Source organism: Lentzea sp. NBC_00516 (genome assembly GCF_036346835.1).
Taxonomy (GTDB): domain Bacteria; phylum Actinomycetota; class Actinomycetes; order Mycobacteriales; family Pseudonocardiaceae; genus Lentzea; species Lentzea sokolovensis.
Genome location: NZ_CP107840.1, coordinates 5,360,869 through 5,377,513, shown reverse-complemented (window position 1 = coordinate 5,377,513; position 16,645 = coordinate 5,360,869). Strand labels below are relative to the sequence as shown.

Sequence of the window (16,645 nt, the reverse complement as noted above, 5' to 3'; positions counted from 1 at the left end):
CGTCCCAGCTGACCACTACCACCCCGTCCGCCGGCTGGCCATCGCCTTCCCGGTCCACCGCTCCCCAACCCCACCTCGCCGCCGATCCCGCCCGCTGACGACAGCCCTCCGTCACCTGCTGGCCGAAGCCTTCTCGCCGCCCCCACCCGCACCACCGCGCCCGGCACCACCCGCTCCGCTCCCAAGCCCGGCGGTTCCCCATCGGCGACCTTGCCGCATGTGCGCGGCAACCGTTCAACCCTGAATCTGCTGCCGGCACAACGGAATCAACCGCTTTCCCGCTCCCCGCCGTCCGATCGCTTTCTCTCCAACCGCAGCCCGTTTCTCCGCTGCACCGTGCCGTGGCTCCGGAACTTGCCGCAATCCCAACGAAAACCAGCGGGGCGTGCCCCGCCGAGCCGTGATTCCAGACCCGGATCGGCCGCCGGTTCGCACTCATCCCCGAGCAGCAGCCGCACGTCACCCGCGCCGTCACCTCACCGATCGGAGTCAGCCATGCCCTCGGTCCGCATCACCCGCCACACCCGCATCGACACCGCCTGGCACCACCCCACTGCCCGCCGCCCCCAGATCCAGCCGCAAGCTCTCCCACGCCACTCACGGCCGCGCCCTCCGAAGTTGCCCCAACCCCGCCAGGGCAGCCCCACCCCTGACCCGAGACCTCCCACCGACCAGGGGAGGCGCCGATGTCTCGCAAACATCCGATAACCCACGACTACCGCCTGGTCCCAGCGGCCGCCGCAGTCTGGACCACCGCGGTGGCCGGCCTCTTCGTGAGCTGGCAGGCAGCGGCGATCGCCGGCCTGGCAGCAGGAGCCGTAGGCCTGATCGCTTGGCGAAGAGCGTGGTGGACCAGGACCTGCGCGATAGCCCTCCTGATCTCCGGTCCGCTGGCGGCGGCCTGGGTAGGAGGCCACGTCCTGCGAGCCGAGTCCCACCCGCTCCGCCTGGCCGCCAACGAGGGCCGCACGACCACCCTCACCGTCGAGCTCACCACCAGACCGAAGGGAATCCGAGCAGCGGGCTTCGGCGGAACCCAGGCAGGCGTGGAGAACGTCGTGATCAGAGCGACCGCGAACGGCGCCCAGCTCGTGCTGCTGGCTCCTGCGGACAAGTGGCGGGATCTGTTGCCAGGCCAGAAGGTCACGGTCAAAGGCACGCTCGCCCCACCCAGGGGCGGCGACCTGGCGTCGGCACTGCTGCGCGTACGAGGTCCGCCGGGTGATCCGCAACCGCCGCCGGTCTGGCAGGCCTGGGCCGACGAACTCCGTGGCGGCCTGCGGCAAGCCAGCACGGTGCTGGACGACGAGGAGGCCGGTCTCCTGCCGGCGCTGGTGGTGGGCGACACCGAGCAGATGGTGCCGCGCATCGTGGAGGAGTTCCGCACGGCAGGCCTCTCCCACCTGCTCGCCGTGAGCGGGGCGAATCTAGCGATCGTGTGCGGTGCGGTCTACCTCCTGACGAGGCGGCTCGGTCCGCGGCCGGCGGCCTTGGCCGCTCTGGCGGCGCTGGTCGGGTTCGTCGTCCTGGCCGGGCCGGAGCCGAGCGTTCTTCGGGCCGCGGTCATGGGTGCCGTCGCGTTGGTGGGGTTGGTGCTGGGGCGGCAACGGTCCGCGGTGCCGAGCCTCGCGACGGCGGTGCTCGTCCTGGTGCTGCACGATCCGGCGCTGGGTGGTGATCCGGGGTTCGCGTTGTCCGTGGTGGCTACGGCGGCGTTGGTGCTCGTCGCGCCGAGGTGGGCGCGTGCGCTCAAACGGCGTGGCGTACCGAACGGGCTGGCCGAGGCGATTGTCGTGCCGATGGCCGCGAGCCTCGCCACGGCTCCGCTCGTGGCGGGGCTGTCCGGGCAGGTGAGCCTGGTGTCGGTGCTGGCCAACCTGGTCGCCGGGCCGGTGGTCGCGCCGGCGACGGTGCTGGGTGTGCTGGCGGCGGCCGTCGCACCACTCTCGCCCTGGGCGGCCGAGGCCATCACCCGCGTTGCCGGGCCCGCGGTGACCTGGCTGATCCAGGTCGGCCGGCAGGCGGCCTCCGTGCCCGGTGCGGCGGTCGGCTGGCCCGCGGGCTGGGCCGGGGCGATCGCGCTGGCCGCCGTCACCGTGGCGGTCGTGTTGTTGCTGCGGTTCAAGAAGACGCGAACGTTGATCGTCGCTGTGCTCGTCGGCGGGTTCGTGGTGCTGGTGCCCATGAGAGTCGTGGCGCCGGTCTGGCCGCCCGACGGGTGGAAGGTCGTCAGCTGCGACGTGGGCCAGGGCGATGCGCTGGTCCTGGCCACCGACACCGCGGACACGGCAGTTCTCGTCGACACCGGGCCCGACCCCGGCGCGGTGGACCGGTGCCTGAAGACGTTGGGAATAAAGAAGATTCCGCTGGTGGTGCTGACGCACCTGCACGCGGACCACATCGGCGGTCTCGACGCCGTGCTCACCGGGCGTGCGGTGGGGGCGGTCGCGGTCGGGCCGCTCAAGGAGCCCGCGTGGGCGTGGAGGGAGGTCGGCCAACGAGCCCGCGCCCGGAACGTGCGGGTGGTGGAGCCGAAGGCGGGCGAGCGGTTCACCTTGCCAGGACTGGAGTTGGAGGTGCTGGGACCGAGGCGGCCGCCGGTCGCCCAGGACGAGAACACGACGGTGAACGACTACTCGCTCGTGCTCAAGGCGCACACGAGGGCGGGCCGGGTGTTGCTCACCGGCGACGTCGAACTGGCCGGCCAGGCGGCGTTGCTGGGGGAGCGGGACCTCAATGCCGAGGTGCTCAAGGTGCCGCACCACGGGTCGCGGTACTCGCTGCCCGCGTTCCTCAAGGCGGTGCGGCCGCGGGTGGCGCTGGTGAGCGTCGGCACGGGCAACAGGTACGGGCACCCGAGTCCGCACGTCCTCGACGTGTTGCGGACGGGAGGCGCGCTGGTGTTGCGCACGGACAAGGACGGAGACCTGGCGGTGTTGCCGGGAAACCGAATCGTACGAAGGAGAAGAGATGGTCTGGGTCAGGTTGTTCAACGCGCGTTACCCGATTCCCGGCGGCACGCCAGGACTCGCATGGGCGTTGTGGCAGACGAACTACACGGCGACGCCGTGGCCGCACGACGAGCTCAAACCCGATTTCGGTTACTACATCTGCGAAACGCTAGAAGACGGCACACGCGCCGTCACGTACCGGGCGACGACCACGCACGTGCTGCCGCCGACGAAGGCCGCGACTCCGGAGGAGGCGTACGACCTCACCGCGCAGCACGTGTTCGACGACGGCCTGCGGATCGAGCCGGACGTGTGGCACGACTACCACTACAACGCGCTCAAGGCGGAAGCCCCGTGGCCGCAACGGATCGTGGCGTGGCGCGCGAACGTGGAACCGGTCGGCCCGCACGTCGTGGACGGCCTGCAGCGCTTCCCGCGCACGGGTTGGCTCAGGACGGACGCGATCACCTTGTGAGCCACCGTGTTCAGTGATGGTGGTCGAGGAGACTGTCGGCCAGTGGCAGGGAAAGGCGTCTGCTGTCGGGCCACGGAGGGCGGTCGGGAGCCGATCGCCACGTGAGGTGGACCTGAGCGAACCACACGGGGTCTTCTTCGACGCTGAACACCACCTCGTCGCAGGCATCGCAGCGAGCGATCGCGATGATCGTCTTGCCGAACAACGGGTGTCCGTTCGCGACCTCGGTGCGCAACTGGGCTTCCAGAGCGGCTCTGGTGTCCTTGTGCGTGATCGTCGCCCACGGTTCGGGCAGTGGTCGTAGCGTCGCGAACAGGTAGTCGTGCTCGGGAAGCGATCCGCCATCGGACCACGGACCCGTGCCGCCTTCGTGTCGCCAGGCGACGTGACCGCAGTGTCCGCATCGCCGAAGCTCACGAATGTCCTTGCGGCGCGCGCGAAGCGGGTCCTCAGGCGAGGCTTGGCGGACGGTCCGGCCGGTCAGCGGCGCGGAACAGCTCGGGCACAGGTCCACGCCCGGAGCATGGCAGGAGTTGATGATCAGGCACAACGCGGTTCGGGGACGCGGGTGCGTCCCCGAACCGGAAGGAGGTGATTAACCCAGTGCCTTGATGACGGCCTCGGCGGACGCCGGGACCGTCGCGCGCGGGCCGATCGTGTCGCCGAGCGCGTCGAGGGTCTTGAGGCCGTCGCCGGTGATCAGCAGCACGGTCTCGGCGTCCGGGTCGAGCTGGCCCGACTCGAACAGCTTCTTCGCCGTCGCGACGGTCACGCCGCCGGCGGTCTCGGCGAAGATGCCTTCGGTGCGGGCGAGCAGCTTGATGCCCTCGACGACCTCTTCGTCGGTGACGTCGTCGATGGCGCCGTTGGTGCGGCGCACGGCGTCGAGCACGTACGGGCCGTCGGCCGGGGCGCCGATCGCCAGTGAGCGGGCGATCGTGTCCGGGCGGACCGGGCGGATGACGTCGTGGCCCGCCTTGAAGGCGGCCGAGATCGGGGAGCAGCCGGTGGCCTGCGCGCCGAACACCTTGTACGGCGTGGCTTCCACCAGGTCGAGCTGGCCGAGTTCGCGGAACGCCTTGTCCACCTTGGTGAGCTGCGAGCCGGACGCGATCGGCACGACGATCTGGTCGGGCAGGCGCCAGCCGAGCTGTTCGGCGACCTCGTAGCCGAGCGTCTTCGAGCCTTCCGCGTAGTACGGGCGGACGTTGACGTTCACGAACGCCCAGTCCTCGTTCTCCGCGGCGAGTTCCTGGGCGAGGCGGTTCACGTCGTCGTAGTTGCCGTCGACGGCGATCAGGGCGCCGTCGTACACCGCGCTCATGAGGATCTTGGCGCGCTCGAGATTGGAGGGGACGAGAACGACCGACTTCCAGCCCGCGCGGGCGGCGGCAGCGGCGACGGCGTTCGCCAGGTTGCCGGTGGACGGGCAGGCCAGCACCTTGAAGCCGAGTTCACGGGCGGCGGCGAGCGCTACGCCGACGACTCGGTCCTTGAACGAGTGGGTGGGGTTGCCGGTGTCGTCCTTCACCCAGATCTTGCGGACGCCCAGGGCCTTGGCGAGGTTGTGCGCCTCGACCAGGCGGGTGCCACCGGGATCGGTGTTCGGGTGCTGTTCCACAGTGGACGGAACAGGGAGAAGGCCGCGGTAGCGCCAGATCGACCTGGGGCCGGCCTCGATGTCCTCGCGCCGGATCTTCCCGAAGTCGTAGGCCACTTCCAGCGGCCCGAAACACTCGAGACAGGCGTACTCAGGAGCGAGAGGGGTTTCGTTTCCACACTCACGGCACAGCAGCGCGCGGGCGGGTCCGAGGTCGAACTTGGTGCTCGTAGGCACAGAGACAGCAGTCATCGCGAGGTATCTCCTCATCTTTCCCGCGAAATCGAACGGGTCGGAATTGGCACCGTGATCGTCTTCTACGCGCAGTTCTGCGCATAGCGGTGACGCCGGTTGCCGGGGCTTCGTCGGGCCGTTCCCTCTGCCCCTCTGGATGAGCGGTGTTCAGTTGTGGCTACCAACGTACGGCACCTGTCCGGTGGTCAGCCACCAACGTCCACGATTCGGGACGTGGGAAGATGCGGAGCGTGAGCGCACCGGAGTCACTGCACCTCGTCATCGGCGAGGAGGAGTTGCTGGTCGAACGTGCTGTTCGAGCGGCTCTCGAGGCTGCCCGCGAGGTCGATTCGACCGCCGACCTGACCCGCGTCCAGGTGACTGATCTCACGGCTCCGGAGCTGGCCGAACTGGTGAGCCCGTCGCTGTTCGCGGAGGGTCGCGTGATCGTCCTGCAGAACGGGCAGGACATCAGCAAGGAGGTCGCCGACACGGTGCTCTCCTACGTCAAGGCGCCCGCGGACGGGGTCACGCTCGTCGTCGTGCACACGGGCGGTGGTCGCAGCAAGGCGGCCAAGGACCTCCCCGGACAGCTGAAGAAGGCCGGTGCCGCGGTCACGGAGTGCGCCAAGGTCACCAAGTCCGCTGAACGCGAGGCGTTCGTGCGCAACGAGGTGCGGCGGGCGGGCGGCAAGATCGACCCGGAGGCCGTCGCCACGCTCATCGACGCCGTGGGCACGAACCTCCGCGAACTCGCCGCGGCCTCGTCGCAGCTCGTCTCCGACACCGACGGCAAGGTGACGGTCGAGGAGATCCGCCGCTACCACCAGGGCAAGGCCGAGGTGACGGGGTTCGCCGTCGCGGAGAAGGCCGTCGTCGGTGATCGGGCGGGCGCCATGGAGGCGTTGCGCTGGGCCATGCAGCTCGGTGTGCCGCACGTGCTGGTCGCGGACGCGCTGGCGGACGCGGTGCGCACGGTCGCACGGGTGTCCGCCGTGGGGCGCGCCGACCCGTTCAGCCTGGCCGGGCCACTCGGCATGCCGCCGTGGAAGATCAAGAAGGCGCAGGCCCAGTCGCGCGGCTGGGACCAGGCGGGGCTCGCCGACGCGATGCAGGTGGTCGCGGGGCTCAACGCCGACGTGAAGGGCGTGGCGGCCGACGCCGGCTACGCGCTGGAACGTGCCGTGCTCCGGATCGTGTCCGCGCACAGCCGCCGCTGACGCCGCGAGATCACGGCGAGCGCGGTATCCCGATCAGGTACTGGGCTCCCGTGAAGCCGGGTTCGACGCCGATCGTCCACGCGAACGACTCGGTGCCGTCGAGGCCGTCGACCATCCGCCGCAGTTCCGCGCGCCCGTACATGCGCAGGAACGACACGACGCTGTCCCAGAACATCATGAACGGCAGCACCGGAACGACGTAGGTCAGCACCAGCCGCAGCAGGTAGTGCGGCAGGGGATTGCGCTGGAACGGCGCCGCCAGCAGCACGGCCAGCGTCAGGAAGAACGGGAAGACCAGCACGTAGAGCCAAGAACGCTTGGTGTCCACGACGACCATCGGCTGCTGTGTGTCGACGGCGTTCTGCAACATGCGCGTGGCCAGCGCGGGCGGGAAGTGGTGGAAGGCGCCGTAGATCGTCCGCGTCCCTTCCAACAGGCAGTCCGTGGCGTCGACCGGCGACGGCACGTGATCGACCGAGCAGCACGGGTCCGGCAGCCGACGCCGGTTTCCCGCGGCGACGCGTTCGAAAGCGGGCACGTTCGGCACCAGGTCCGTCAGCGTGACCTGGGTGTGGACACCCGAGGCGTGCAGCCGGCGCTGGATCAGTGGCACCGGCCCGCCCGAACCGGCGCAGAGGTCGACGATCCGGTGGTCCGCGCCCGACCACAGAGCCAGTGCCAACGGGCGTGCGTACTCGCGTGCGGCATCCGTGAGCCGGTAGATGGTCGTGATGGACTCCGTGTGCAGCGTGCGCAACACGGCCGGCGTGCCGTCGAGATCGTGGAGCTCGACGAAGTCGATGCGCGGAAGCGATTCCATGGAGCTACGCCTACCGTGCCCGAGACAACACGCGAAAGGGCTCCACCTCCGCGAGGAAGTGGAGCCCTTTGCAGAAGCTCGATGCGAGCTACGAGCGAGATCAGCCCTCGAGGGAGTTCGCGCGCAGTGCCATCGCCGACTTCTTGTTGGCGGCCTGGTTGGCGTGGATGACGCCCTTGCTGGCGGCCTTGTCGAGCTTGCGGGACGCGTCCTGCAGCATCTCCAGGGCCTTCGCCTTGTCACCGGCCTCGGCAGCCTCGCGGAACTTGCGGACAGCCGTCTTCAGGGACGACTTGACCGACTTGTTGCGAAGGCGAGCCTTCTCGTTGGTCTTGATCCGCTTGAGCTGGGACTTGATGTTCGCCATGCGACATCACCCTTCTTGTCGAAACCGGAGTTCGTGACGCGCTACGTCGGCACCGGCCACAAGGGCCAGGTCTCCTCCACGGCGGAGAGCCGCGCGTTCACGACGACGAAGGATATCAGGCCAGCTCAGCGCACCGTGAAGGTGGCCTTCTCGGCACCCACCACGGCCTCGTAGCCGCCGCGGGCGACCTCACGCCGTCCGTCGCCGTCCACGTCGCCGACGGTCAGGGCCAGCTGCGAGAGCTTGAACGACACCTCTACCTGCTTCGACTGTCCCGCGGCGAGTTCCACGCGCGTGAAGCCCACCAGCCGGGCGTCCGGCGTGAGCACGGGGGAGGCCGGCTGACGCACGTAGACGGGCACCACAGTGGTGCCCGCACGCCCACCGGTGTTCGCCACCGTGAACTTCACCACGCCGTTGTGACGATCAACGGACACCGAGGTCCCCGAGGTCGTGAAAGACGTGTACGACAGCCCGTGCCCGAACGCGTAGAGCGGGTCGTACTTCGCGCCCGCCGAGGTGTTCGCGCCGGGCAACTGGTCGTAGGTCAGCGTCGGGTCGCCCAGCGCCTTCGGCCACGACACCGGCAGCTTGCCACTCGGGTTCACCGCGCCGAACAGCACGTCGGCGATCGCACGGCCACCCTCGCTACCGGGCAACCAGCCCGCGACCAGCGCGTTCGCGTCCGCCGCCGCACCGAGCACCTGCGGACGCGCGGTCAGCAGCACCACGACCACCGGCTTGCCGGTCGCCTGCGCCGCGTCCACCCACGCTTGCTGCTCGGGCGTCAGCACCGGGTTCTCCGTGTCGGCGGGACCCTCCGCACCGGGCTTCTCACCCAGCACGACGACCACCGCGTCCGCGCCGTCCGCCTCAGCCACCGCCGCGGCCTGAGTCGGAGCGTGCACGACGGACGCACCAGGAACGGCCTCGCGCACACCGGCCAGCACGGTCGCGGTCGGCGGCAACGGCGAGTCGTCCGGCACGCCCTGCCACTCGACGGTCCAGCCACCGAGCTGGCGGCGCACGTCGTCCGCGGTCTCACCGGTCACGACGATCTTCTTGGCAGACGACGAAAGAGGCAGCACACCGTCGTTCTTCAGCAGCACGGTGCCCTCGGCGGCCGCCTGGCGAGCCAGCGAGCGATCCACGTTCACCACGTTGCCGTCGGCCTTCGCCGGGTCCACGTACGGCTTCTCGAACAGCCCCAGGTCGAACTTGAGCTTCAGCACCCGCCGCACGGCCTGGTCGATCCGCCCGCGCGACACGGAACCGTCGCGAACGTTCGCCAGCAGCAACGACGTGAACTCGGCCGCGTTCGACGGTTCCATCGCCATGTCCACACCGGCGTTGACGCTCATCGCGATCGCCGTCTTGTAGTCGGGCGCGACCTTGTGCCGGTCCACCAGGTACTTCATGTCCTGCCAGTCCGAGACCGCGACGCCCTTGAAGCCCATCTTGTCGCGCAGCTGCGTCTGCAGCATGTACTTCGACGCGTGCACCGGCACACCGTTGAGCGAGCCGGAGTTGATCATCACGGTCTTCACGCCCGCGTCGAACTGCGCCTGGAACGACGGCAGCACGAGGTCCTGCAACTGCCGGATCGGGATCTGCGCCGCCGCGCGGTCGTGCCCGTTCGCCGGCGCCGAGTACCCGGCGAAGTGCTTCGCCGTCGCGGTCAGCTGCGCGGTGTCGTCCACCTTGGACTGCTGCCCGCGCACGTTCGCCGCCGCCAGCTGCCCGGCCAGGAACGGGTCCTCGCTGTAGGTCTCGTAGAAACGGCCCCAGCGCGTGTCCCGCGCGATGTCCGACACCGGCGCGAAGTTCCAGAAGACACCGGTCGCGCGCAACGCCTTCGACGCCGACACGCCGATCTTCTCCTGCAGCCCGGGATCCCACGTCGCACCGAGCCCGATCTGGTGCGGGAACATCGTCGCCGAGATGACGTTGTTGTGCCCGTGCACGCCGTCCGCGCCGTAGATGATCGGGATCTTCAACCTGTTGTTCTCCAACGCATAGCGCTGGATCGCGTTGTTCATCTCGGCCCACGCCCTGGGCGTGTTGTCGAGCGGCGCGTCACCGCCGCCGGACAGGATCGAACCGACGTGCGCGTCCGCGAGCACCGCCTTCAGGCAGGAGTCGACCAACGGCCCGTTGACGTTGTTGCAGTCACCGCGCAGCTTCCCGACGCGGATCTGGGCCATCTGCCCGATCTTCTCCTCGACCGTCATTCTGCGCAGCAGGTCCTCGACCCGTCGCTCCGTTGACGCCCGACTGTCCAAATAGATCTCTTTACCCGCCGCCAGACCACCCGCCGGTGTCAGCGACGCGATCACCACAGCAACGCCCAGCACGCCGAAACCAGCGCGCTTGCGGGAGAACAAAGACAAGACTCCTCCACGTACCCCGGTGCGCCCGCCGCACACGATCGCGTGGAGGAGTCGGTCAAAACACCCCCGAACGGATGAACTAAATGACAGCGTTTTCATGCTGGTGAAACGCCTGTTCAGCCGCCCAGGAGAGTGCGCGTCAACAACTGTTTTTCTTCCATCAGTCCGGCCAGCGCGGCCGAGATCGTGGCCTCGTCGAGTCGCACGCGTCCGACACCCGGTTGCTCGTCCAACGCGAGCAGCGTCGCCCGCCGCACGAGTTCCTTCACGAACGACGCCGTCACGCCCTCGCTCGCCGCCACGATCGCCGAGGCGTCCGAAAGATCGAGATCGGTGCCGGAGGCGTAGAGGCGCAGCAGCCGTTCGCGGGCGTCCGCGTCGGGCAACGGCACGTGCGTCGCGAGGTCGATCCGGCCGGGCCGCTGGGTGAGGGCCTGCTCCAGCACGTCCACGCGGTTGGTGGTGAGCACGAACGTCACGTCCGCCTCGGAACCGATGCCGTCCATCTCGTTCAGCAGCTCGAACAACGCCGGGCTTCCCGACTCGGTGTGCCGCCGGTCCTCGGCGATCAGGTCCACGTCCTCGACGACGATCACCGACGGTGCGAGCTTTCGTGCCATCGACGTCGCCACCTTCAGGAGCTTCAGCATCGCGACGCCGCTCAGCACGATCACCGTCGAGGACTCCAGCCGTCCCATCAGGTACCGGATCGTGTGCGTCTTGCCGGTGCCGGGCGGTCCGTGGAGCAGCAGTCCGCGTTTCAGGTGTTGTCCGTGTGCCTTCAGCCGTGCGCTTTGTTCGGCCGTGCGCACGACGTGGCGTTCGATCGCGTCCAGCACGCCCTCGGGCAGAACAACGTCCTCGGGTTGCAAGGACGGTCTTGGCAGGAAGGTGAGGAGCTGATTGCGCCGGTGCTCGCTGAGTCCGAACGCCATCACCTTGCCCTGGAACAGGTTGTGCCGCGCGATCTGTCTCTCGACCGCCTCACGCGTGGCCGTCGCGATCTCTCTCGACCCTGCCAGCACCTGCAACGAACAGAGCGAGTCGCAGTCCTCTCCCGGACCCTGCAACGCGAGGACCACCGGCTCACCGTCCGGTGACCGCGAGAGGACCAGCCCGAGCTGCACCGCCTCGACCGCGGTGTCGGGACCGGTGGCCACCGTCGCGTAGTCGACGGGCCCGAGCCCGAAGCTGCCGTCGTGGACCGCCCCGCTCACCATGTCCACGAGGTACTGGAACGCGCGCTTTCCCGCTATGCCGAACCACTCCGCCTCCGGAGAGTGCTCGGCGAGGTACGTCTCGATCCCGCGGTGGACGTTGACGTGCTCCCAGGCCATGAACTTGGCCGTCACGGTGGGAACCTGTGCCATCGGAATGCCCATGTGCCCGGAGACCTTCCGGACCAGCGTCGACTCCGCGCCGTCGGAGACCAGTTTCCTGGCCTCCTCCAACAACCCCTGCAGAGCCAACGCAAGCGATCGTGCGTCAGATGTGTGGAGATCTGTCATCGATTTCCACCGTACGCACGACCGTCCGGTCAGTCCTCGGCGTTCTGCTCAGGATCCTTCGGTGGCCTGCCTCGACGCGGCATTTTCTTTGCCCCGTCGGGCAACCGGCCGGCTTCCGCCAGCGCACGTCGCAGCAGGAACTCGATCTGCGCGTTGGTGCTGCGCAGCTCGTCGTTCGCCCACCTGCTCAACGCGTCGTGCACCGCCGGGTCCAGCCTGAGCAGAACGCTTTTACGCTCAGCCATCAGGTGTAGAGCGATCCCGCGTTCACCACGGGCTGGGTGGATCGGTCACCGCACAGGACGACGAGCAGGTTCGACACCATCGCCGCCTTGCGTTCCTCGTCGAGCTCCACGACGTCGTGCTCGGCGAGCCGGGCCAGCGCGAGTTCGACCATGCCGACGGCACCCTCGACGATCCGGGTCCGCGCCGCGACGACCGCGCTCGCCTGCTGCCGCTGCAACATCGCGTGGGCGATCTCCGGCGCGTACGCGAGGTGCGTGAGCCGCGACTCGATCACCTTCACGCCCGCGGACTGCACCCGTGCCGAGATCTCGATCGCGAGCGTCTCGGTGATCTCGTCCGCGTTCTCCCGCAGTGAAAGACCGGTCTCCTCGTGGTTGTCGTACGGGTAGCTGTTCGCGATGTGCCGCACCGCGGTCTCGGTCTGGATGCCGACGAACCGTACGAAGTCGTCGACCTCGAACCGTGCGCGCGCAGTGTCCTCGACCTGCCACACGACGACGGCGGCGATGTCGATCGGGTTGCCGTCGGCGTCGTTCACCTTCAACGTCGCGGTCTCGTGGTTGCGGATCCGGACGGAGATCTTCTCCCGCGTGGTGATCGGATTCGCCCACCGCAGACCGTCCGTGCGCACCGTACCCACGTAACGGCCGAGGAACTGCAACACCCGCACCTCGCCGGGCGCGACCGTGAAGAGCCCCTTCCAGATCAGCGCCGCCGCCAGCACCAGCAGAACGCTGGCGATCATCCACCCCACCGGCGCCTCTTCGGTCGTCACGGCGTAGTCGATCCCCTTGATGATCGTCCACACAGCCAATGCGAACACCGCCAACCCTGCGAAGAACATCGGCAGACCCGACAGCTCCCGCGCGTGCTTCTCACGGACGGCAGGTGCGGGCATGTGCACTGTCGCTTCGATCGTCGCGCTCATTCGGACCCCCTATCGAAGTAGTAGCTAAGTGATATCACTTTTCGCGGGTGATCGCCAGTTAGGCTGGATCGCATGAGGGCGAAGAAGCAGCGCGTGGCCGCGTACGGGGTCTGCATCAACGACGACGACGAGATCCTGCTGGCGCGCTGGATTGGCCCAAAGGGCAAACGTTGGATCCTGCCCGGAGGCGGCATCGACCACGGCGAGCACCCGTACGACGGGGTCATCCGGGAGTTCGAGGAGGAGACCGGCCACACCGTCGAGGTGCTCCGCCTGCTCGGCATCGACTCCGAGTTCCGCGAGGAGCCGGACCGCGACTACCACGCGCTTCGCATCATGTACGAGGTGCGGATCGTGGGCGGCGAGCTGCGCAACGAGGTGGGCGGCTCGACCGACCTCGCGCATTGGTTCCCCGTGGCAGAGGTCGGACAACTGGACCGCGTGCCGTCCCTCGATACGGCCCTTGGTTTGTATCGGACTGCCCCACCTGCCGGAATCTTGCGGTAGATTTCGTTCTACCGCCGCCAACTTGCCTCCAATGGAGTTGGCGAATGATCCGATCACTGGCCGCAGTCGGCGCGGCCGCCCTGCTGTCGTCCTTCGTTCACGTGCCGGCCCACGCGGCTGTCGTCAGCGTCTCGAGCGTGTCCTCCCTGCAGGCCGCTCTCGACACCGCGCGAGCCGGTCAGCGCATCGTGCTGGCCCAGGGCCTGCACACCGCCGACCGACCCATCAAGATCACCAAATCGGGCATCACCGTCGCCGCGCAGACCGTCGGCGGCACGGTGTTCACCCGTGGCGGCTTCGAACTCGGAGCCGTTCGAGACGTGACAATCGAGGGCTTCGTCTTCAACGGAACCAGCACGCTCTCGGTACCGGCGGAAGCGCAGGCCACGCGCATCACCCGCAACACGTACTCGGGGAACAAGGACGGCGCTTCGCTCAGCGTGAGCGCCGACGACGTCCAGATCGACCACAACACGTTCCAGAACCGGAACAACGAGGGCGTCTACCTGCAGATCACCGGCCCCGGCAGCGAGATCGCCAAGCGGTCGTGGATCCACCACAACTACTTCTACAACCACCAGTTCACCGGCGCGAACGGCGGTGAGTCGATCCGGCTCGGCTACAGCCACAAGCAGTCGAAGTCGGCGAACGCGATCGTCGAGCACAACCTGTTCGAGAAGGCGGACGGCGACGCCGAGGCCATCTCGATCAAGTCGTCGGACAACATCGTCCGCTACAACACGATCCGCAACAGCAAGGGCTACATCGTCCTGCGTCACGGCCACCGCACCACGGTCGAGGGCAACCTGCTGTTCAACAGCGGCATCCGCTTCCACGGAAACGACCACAAGGTCATCAACAACTACGTGGAGACCACCAAGGACCGCGCGATCGTGTTCGGCTCCGGCAAGGAGGCCGACAGCGGCCCCGACTCGAAGCTGCACGATCGTCCTGACCGCGTGACGGTCGCGTTCAACACTCTGATCGGTACCGGCGCGGTGGTCGACAGCGACGGCGGGGACTTCAAGCCGAAGGACTGCGTGCTCGCGAACAACGTCATCAAGGGTTCTTCGGGTGGCGTCGTATCCATGCACTCCGGTTCGACCGTGAAGTACGAGGGCAACGTCATCTGGGGCGGGACCGGCGGCAACATGCCGGCGTCCGGTTACAAGTCCGTGGACCCGAAGCTGGTGAAGGACGCCAACGGGCTGCTCCGGCTGTCTTCCGGTAGTCCTGCCATCGACGCGTCGGTGGGCACCTACTCCTATGTGACGCGTGACTTCGACCCGCAGCCACGCGCGGGCAAGCCTGATGTCGGGGCGGATGAGTACAACTCGTCGGCGGTGCGGAAGCCGCTGACGAAGGCCGATGTCGGGGTCTCCGCGCCCTGACGAACGCATTTGTCCTGGTGATCGCACGTTTCGCGGTCACCAGGACCCCCCGATTTGGAGATCGAAACAGCCCCGTGTAATGTTCTCCATGTCAGAGCGAAGCGGGCCGGGAAATACAGACCGGAACGGGCCTGGCCAAAAAACCGGAAGACAAAGAGCCTCCAAGAGGCCGATTTGACACCGGGAAGCAACACCAAATAAGCTTCAAACACAGCCCCGAGAGAAAGCCTCCGGAAACGGAGACTGGAACCGGTGAGCGCGTGTTCTTTGAGAACTCAACAGCGTGCCGAAACACAGCCAGTAATATATGAATTACCTCCTCGTCGAGGTAGTTCCTTTGAGGCAAGACCAGATTGATGCCAGACATATTCCGTCTGGAGCGATCAAACACAATCCTTATTGGAGAGTTTGATCCTGGCTCAGGACGAACGCTGGCGGCGTGCTTAACACATGCAAGTCGAGCGGTAAGGCCCTTCGGGGTACACGAGCGGCGAACGGGTGAGTAACACGTGGGTAACCTGCCCTGTACTCTGGGATAAGCCTTGGAAACGAGGTCTAATACCGGATACGACCACGGGATGCATGTCTTGTGGTGGAAAGTTCAGGCGGTATGGGATGGACCCGCGGCCTATCAGCTTGTTGGTGGGGTAATGGCCTACCAAGGCGACGACGGGTAGCCGGCCTGAGAGGGTGACCGGCCACACTGGGACTGAGACACGGCCCAGACTCCTACGGGAGGCAGCAGTGGGGAATATTGCACAATGGGCGAAAGCCTGATGCAGCGACGCCGCGTGAGGGATGACGGCCTTCGGGTTGTAAACCTCTTTCAGCAGGGACGAAGCGCAAGTGACGGTACCTGCAGAAGAAGCACCGGCTAACTACGTGCCAGCAGCCGCGGTAATACGTAGGGTGCGAGCGTTGTCCGGAATTATTGGGCGTAAAGAGCTCGTAGGCGGTTTGTCGCGTCGGCCGTGAAAACTTGGGGCTTAACTCCAAGCTTGCGGTCGATACGGGCAGACTTGAGTTCGGCAGGGGAGACTGGAATTCCTGGTGTAGCGGTGAAATGCGCAGATATCAGGAGGAACACCGGTGGCGAAGGCGGGTCTCTGGGCCGACACTGACGCTGAGGAGCGAAAGCGTGGGGAGCGAACAGGATTAGATACCCTGGTAGTCCACGCCGTAAACGGTGGGTGCTAGGTGTGGGGGGCTTCCACGCCCTCTGTGCCGCAGCTAACGCATTAAGCACCCCGCCTGGGGAGTACGGCCGCAAGGCTAAAACTCAAAGGAATTGACGGGGGCCCGCACAAGCGGCGGAGCATGTGGATTAATTCGATGCAACGCGAAGAACCTTACCTGGGCTTGACATGGACTAGAAAGCTCTAGAGATAGAGCCTCCCTTGTGGCTGGTTCACAGGTGGTGCATGGCTGTCGTCAGCTCGTGTCGTGAGATGTTGGGTTAAGTCCCGCAACGAGCGCAACCCTCGTTCCATGTTGCCAGCGGGTAATGCCGGGGACTCATGGGAGACTGCCGGGGTCAACTCGGAGGAAGGTGGGGATGACGTCAAGTCATCATGCCCCTTATGTCCAGGGCTTCACACATGCTACAATGGCCGGTACAAAGGGCTGCTAAGCCGTGAGGTGGAGCGAATCCCATAAAGCCGGTCTCAGTTCGGATCGGGGTCTGCAACTCGACCCCGTGAAGTCGGAGTCGCTAGTAATCGCAGATCAGCAACGCTGCGGTGAATACGTTCCCGGGCCTTGTACACACCGCCCGTCACGTCACGAAAGTCGGTAACACCCGAAGCCCGTGGCTCAACCCGCAAGGGGGAGAGCGGTCGAAGGTGGGACTGGCGATTGGGACGAAGTCGTAACAAGGTAGCCGTACCGGAAGGTGCGGCTGGATCACCTCCTTTCTAAGGAGCATCTACCGATGATCTTGGGCAAACGTTCCGAGCATCGGTCAGAACCACACCAGCCTTGATGCTGGGTGGGCTCATTAGTGGATGCT

At 67.0% G+C, this 16,645-nt stretch carries 12 protein-coding genes, 1 rRNA gene and 1 riboswitch; of the genes, 5 read left to right on the top strand and 8 right to left on the bottom strand.

What is annotated here, in order from left to right; translation table 11 throughout:
- Window positions 1-686 precede the first annotated feature (686 nt).
- Window positions 687-3,443: a DNA internalization-related competence protein ComEC/Rec2 gene (locus OG205_RS23740; RefSeq protein WP_330270293.1), complete on the top strand. Its 2,757-nt coding sequence runs from the start codon at window positions 687-689 to the stop codon at window positions 3,441-3,443.
- Here OG205_RS23740 and OG205_RS23735 read toward each other — a convergent pair.
- Window positions 3,437-3,940, bottom strand: coding sequence for a hypothetical protein (locus OG205_RS23735; RefSeq protein ID WP_330270292.1), 504 nt, complete (start codon window positions 3,938-3,940; stop codon window positions 3,437-3,439). The genes OG205_RS23740 and OG205_RS23735 overlap by 7 nt on opposite strands.
- 81 nt (window positions 3,941-4,021) lie before the next feature.
- Window positions 4,022-5,278, bottom strand: coding sequence for a threonine synthase (gene thrC, locus OG205_RS23730; protein WP_319981652.1), 1,257 nt, complete (start codon window positions 5,276-5,278; stop codon window positions 4,022-4,024).
- Window positions 5,279-5,289: 11 nt separating this feature from the next.
- Window positions 5,290-5,424: riboswitch (SAM riboswitch) on the bottom strand.
- Window positions 5,425-5,502: 78 nt separating this feature from the next.
- On the opposite strand from thrC, the gene holA reads away from it, so the two are divergent.
- Window positions 5,503-6,480 (top strand): DNA polymerase III subunit delta, encoded by a 978-nt coding sequence (gene holA, locus OG205_RS23725; protein WP_442916579.1) that lies wholly within the window; start codon window positions 5,503-5,505, stop codon window positions 6,478-6,480.
- A 10-nt stretch (window positions 6,481-6,490) separates the two neighbouring features.
- Here holA and OG205_RS23720 read toward each other — a convergent pair whose 3' ends face one another.
- The 6 genes from OG205_RS23720 to OG205_RS23695 form a co-directional block, all read right to left on the bottom strand.
- Complete coding sequence (locus OG205_RS23720; protein WP_330270290.1) at window positions 6,491-7,300, bottom strand: hypothetical protein; 810 nt, start codon at window positions 7,298-7,300, stop codon at window positions 6,491-6,493.
- A 100-nt stretch (window positions 7,301-7,400) separates the two neighbouring features.
- Window positions 7,401-7,667: a 30S ribosomal protein S20 gene (gene rpsT, locus OG205_RS23715; protein ID WP_330270289.1), complete on the bottom strand. Its 267-nt coding sequence runs from the start codon at window positions 7,665-7,667 to the stop codon at window positions 7,401-7,403.
- 125 nt (window positions 7,668-7,792) lie between these two features.
- Window positions 7,793-10,057: a glycoside hydrolase family 3 N-terminal domain-containing protein gene (locus tag OG205_RS23710; protein ID WP_330270288.1), complete on the bottom strand. Its 2,265-nt coding sequence runs from the start codon at window positions 10,055-10,057 to the stop codon at window positions 7,793-7,795.
- A gap of 116 nt (window positions 10,058-10,173) precedes the next feature.
- Window positions 10,174-11,526: an ATP-binding protein gene (locus OG205_RS23705; protein WP_330270287.1), complete on the bottom strand. Its 1,353-nt coding sequence runs from the start codon at window positions 11,524-11,526 to the stop codon at window positions 10,174-10,176.
- Window positions 11,527-11,594: 68 nt separating this feature from the next.
- Window positions 11,595-11,810, bottom strand: coding sequence for a hypothetical protein (locus OG205_RS23700; protein ID WP_330270286.1), 216 nt, complete (start codon window positions 11,808-11,810; stop codon window positions 11,595-11,597).
- Window positions 11,810-12,739 (bottom strand): SPFH domain-containing protein, encoded by a 930-nt coding sequence (locus tag OG205_RS23695; RefSeq protein ID WP_330270285.1) that lies wholly within the window; start codon window positions 12,737-12,739, stop codon window positions 11,810-11,812. Before OG205_RS23695 ends, OG205_RS23700 begins: the two co-directional genes overlap by 1 nt.
- A gap of 72 nt (window positions 12,740-12,811) precedes the next feature.
- Here OG205_RS23695 and OG205_RS23690 point away from each other — a divergent pair, with 72 nt between their 5' ends.
- The 3 genes from OG205_RS23690 (at window position 12,812) to OG205_RS23680 (ending at window position 16,550) form a co-directional block, all read left to right on the top strand.
- A complete protein-coding gene (locus OG205_RS23690; protein WP_330270284.1) occupies window positions 12,812-13,246 on the top strand; it encodes an NUDIX hydrolase in 435 nt (144 codons plus the stop codon).
- Between the two features lie 44 nt (window positions 13,247-13,290).
- Window positions 13,291-14,637 carry a polysaccharide lyase 6 family protein gene (locus tag OG205_RS23685; protein ID WP_330270283.1) on the top strand — a complete coding sequence of 449 codons (1,347 nt, stop codon included), beginning with the start codon at window positions 13,291-13,293 and terminating at the stop codon, window positions 14,635-14,637.
- A 396-nt stretch (window positions 14,638-15,033) separates the two neighbouring features.
- Window positions 15,034-16,550, top strand: a 16S ribosomal RNA gene (locus OG205_RS23680).
- Window positions 16,551-16,645: the final 95 nt, after the last annotated feature.

Coding starts and splice junctions, on each gene's coding strand:
- OG205_RS23740 (WP_330270293.1), top strand. CDS start 687: ATGTCTCGCAAACATCCGATAACCCACGACTACCGCCTGGTCCCAGCG.
- thrC (WP_319981652.1), bottom strand. CDS start 5,278: ATGACTGCTGTCTCTGTGCCTACGAGCACCAAGTTCGACCTCGGACCC.
- holA (WP_442916579.1), top strand. CDS start 5,503: ATGCGGAGCGTGAGCGCACCGGAGTCACTGCACCTCGTCATCGGCGAG.
- OG205_RS23720 (WP_330270290.1), bottom strand. CDS start 7,300: ATGGAATCGCTTCCGCGCATCGACTTCGTCGAGCTCCACGATCTCGAC.
- rpsT (WP_330270289.1), bottom strand. CDS start 7,667: ATGGCGAACATCAAGTCCCAGCTCAAGCGGATCAAGACCAACGAGAAG.
- OG205_RS23700 (WP_330270286.1), bottom strand. CDS start 11,810: ATGGCTGAGCGTAAAAGCGTTCTGCTCAGGCTGGACCCGGCGGTGCAC.
- OG205_RS23695 (WP_330270285.1), bottom strand. CDS start 12,739: ATGAGCGCGACGATCGAAGCGACAGTGCACATGCCCGCACCTGCCGTC.
- OG205_RS23690 (WP_330270284.1), top strand. CDS start 12,812: ATGAGGGCGAAGAAGCAGCGCGTGGCCGCGTACGGGGTCTGCATCAAC.
- OG205_RS23685 (WP_330270283.1), top strand. CDS start 13,291: ATGATCCGATCACTGGCCGCAGTCGGCGCGGCCGCCCTGCTGTCGTCC.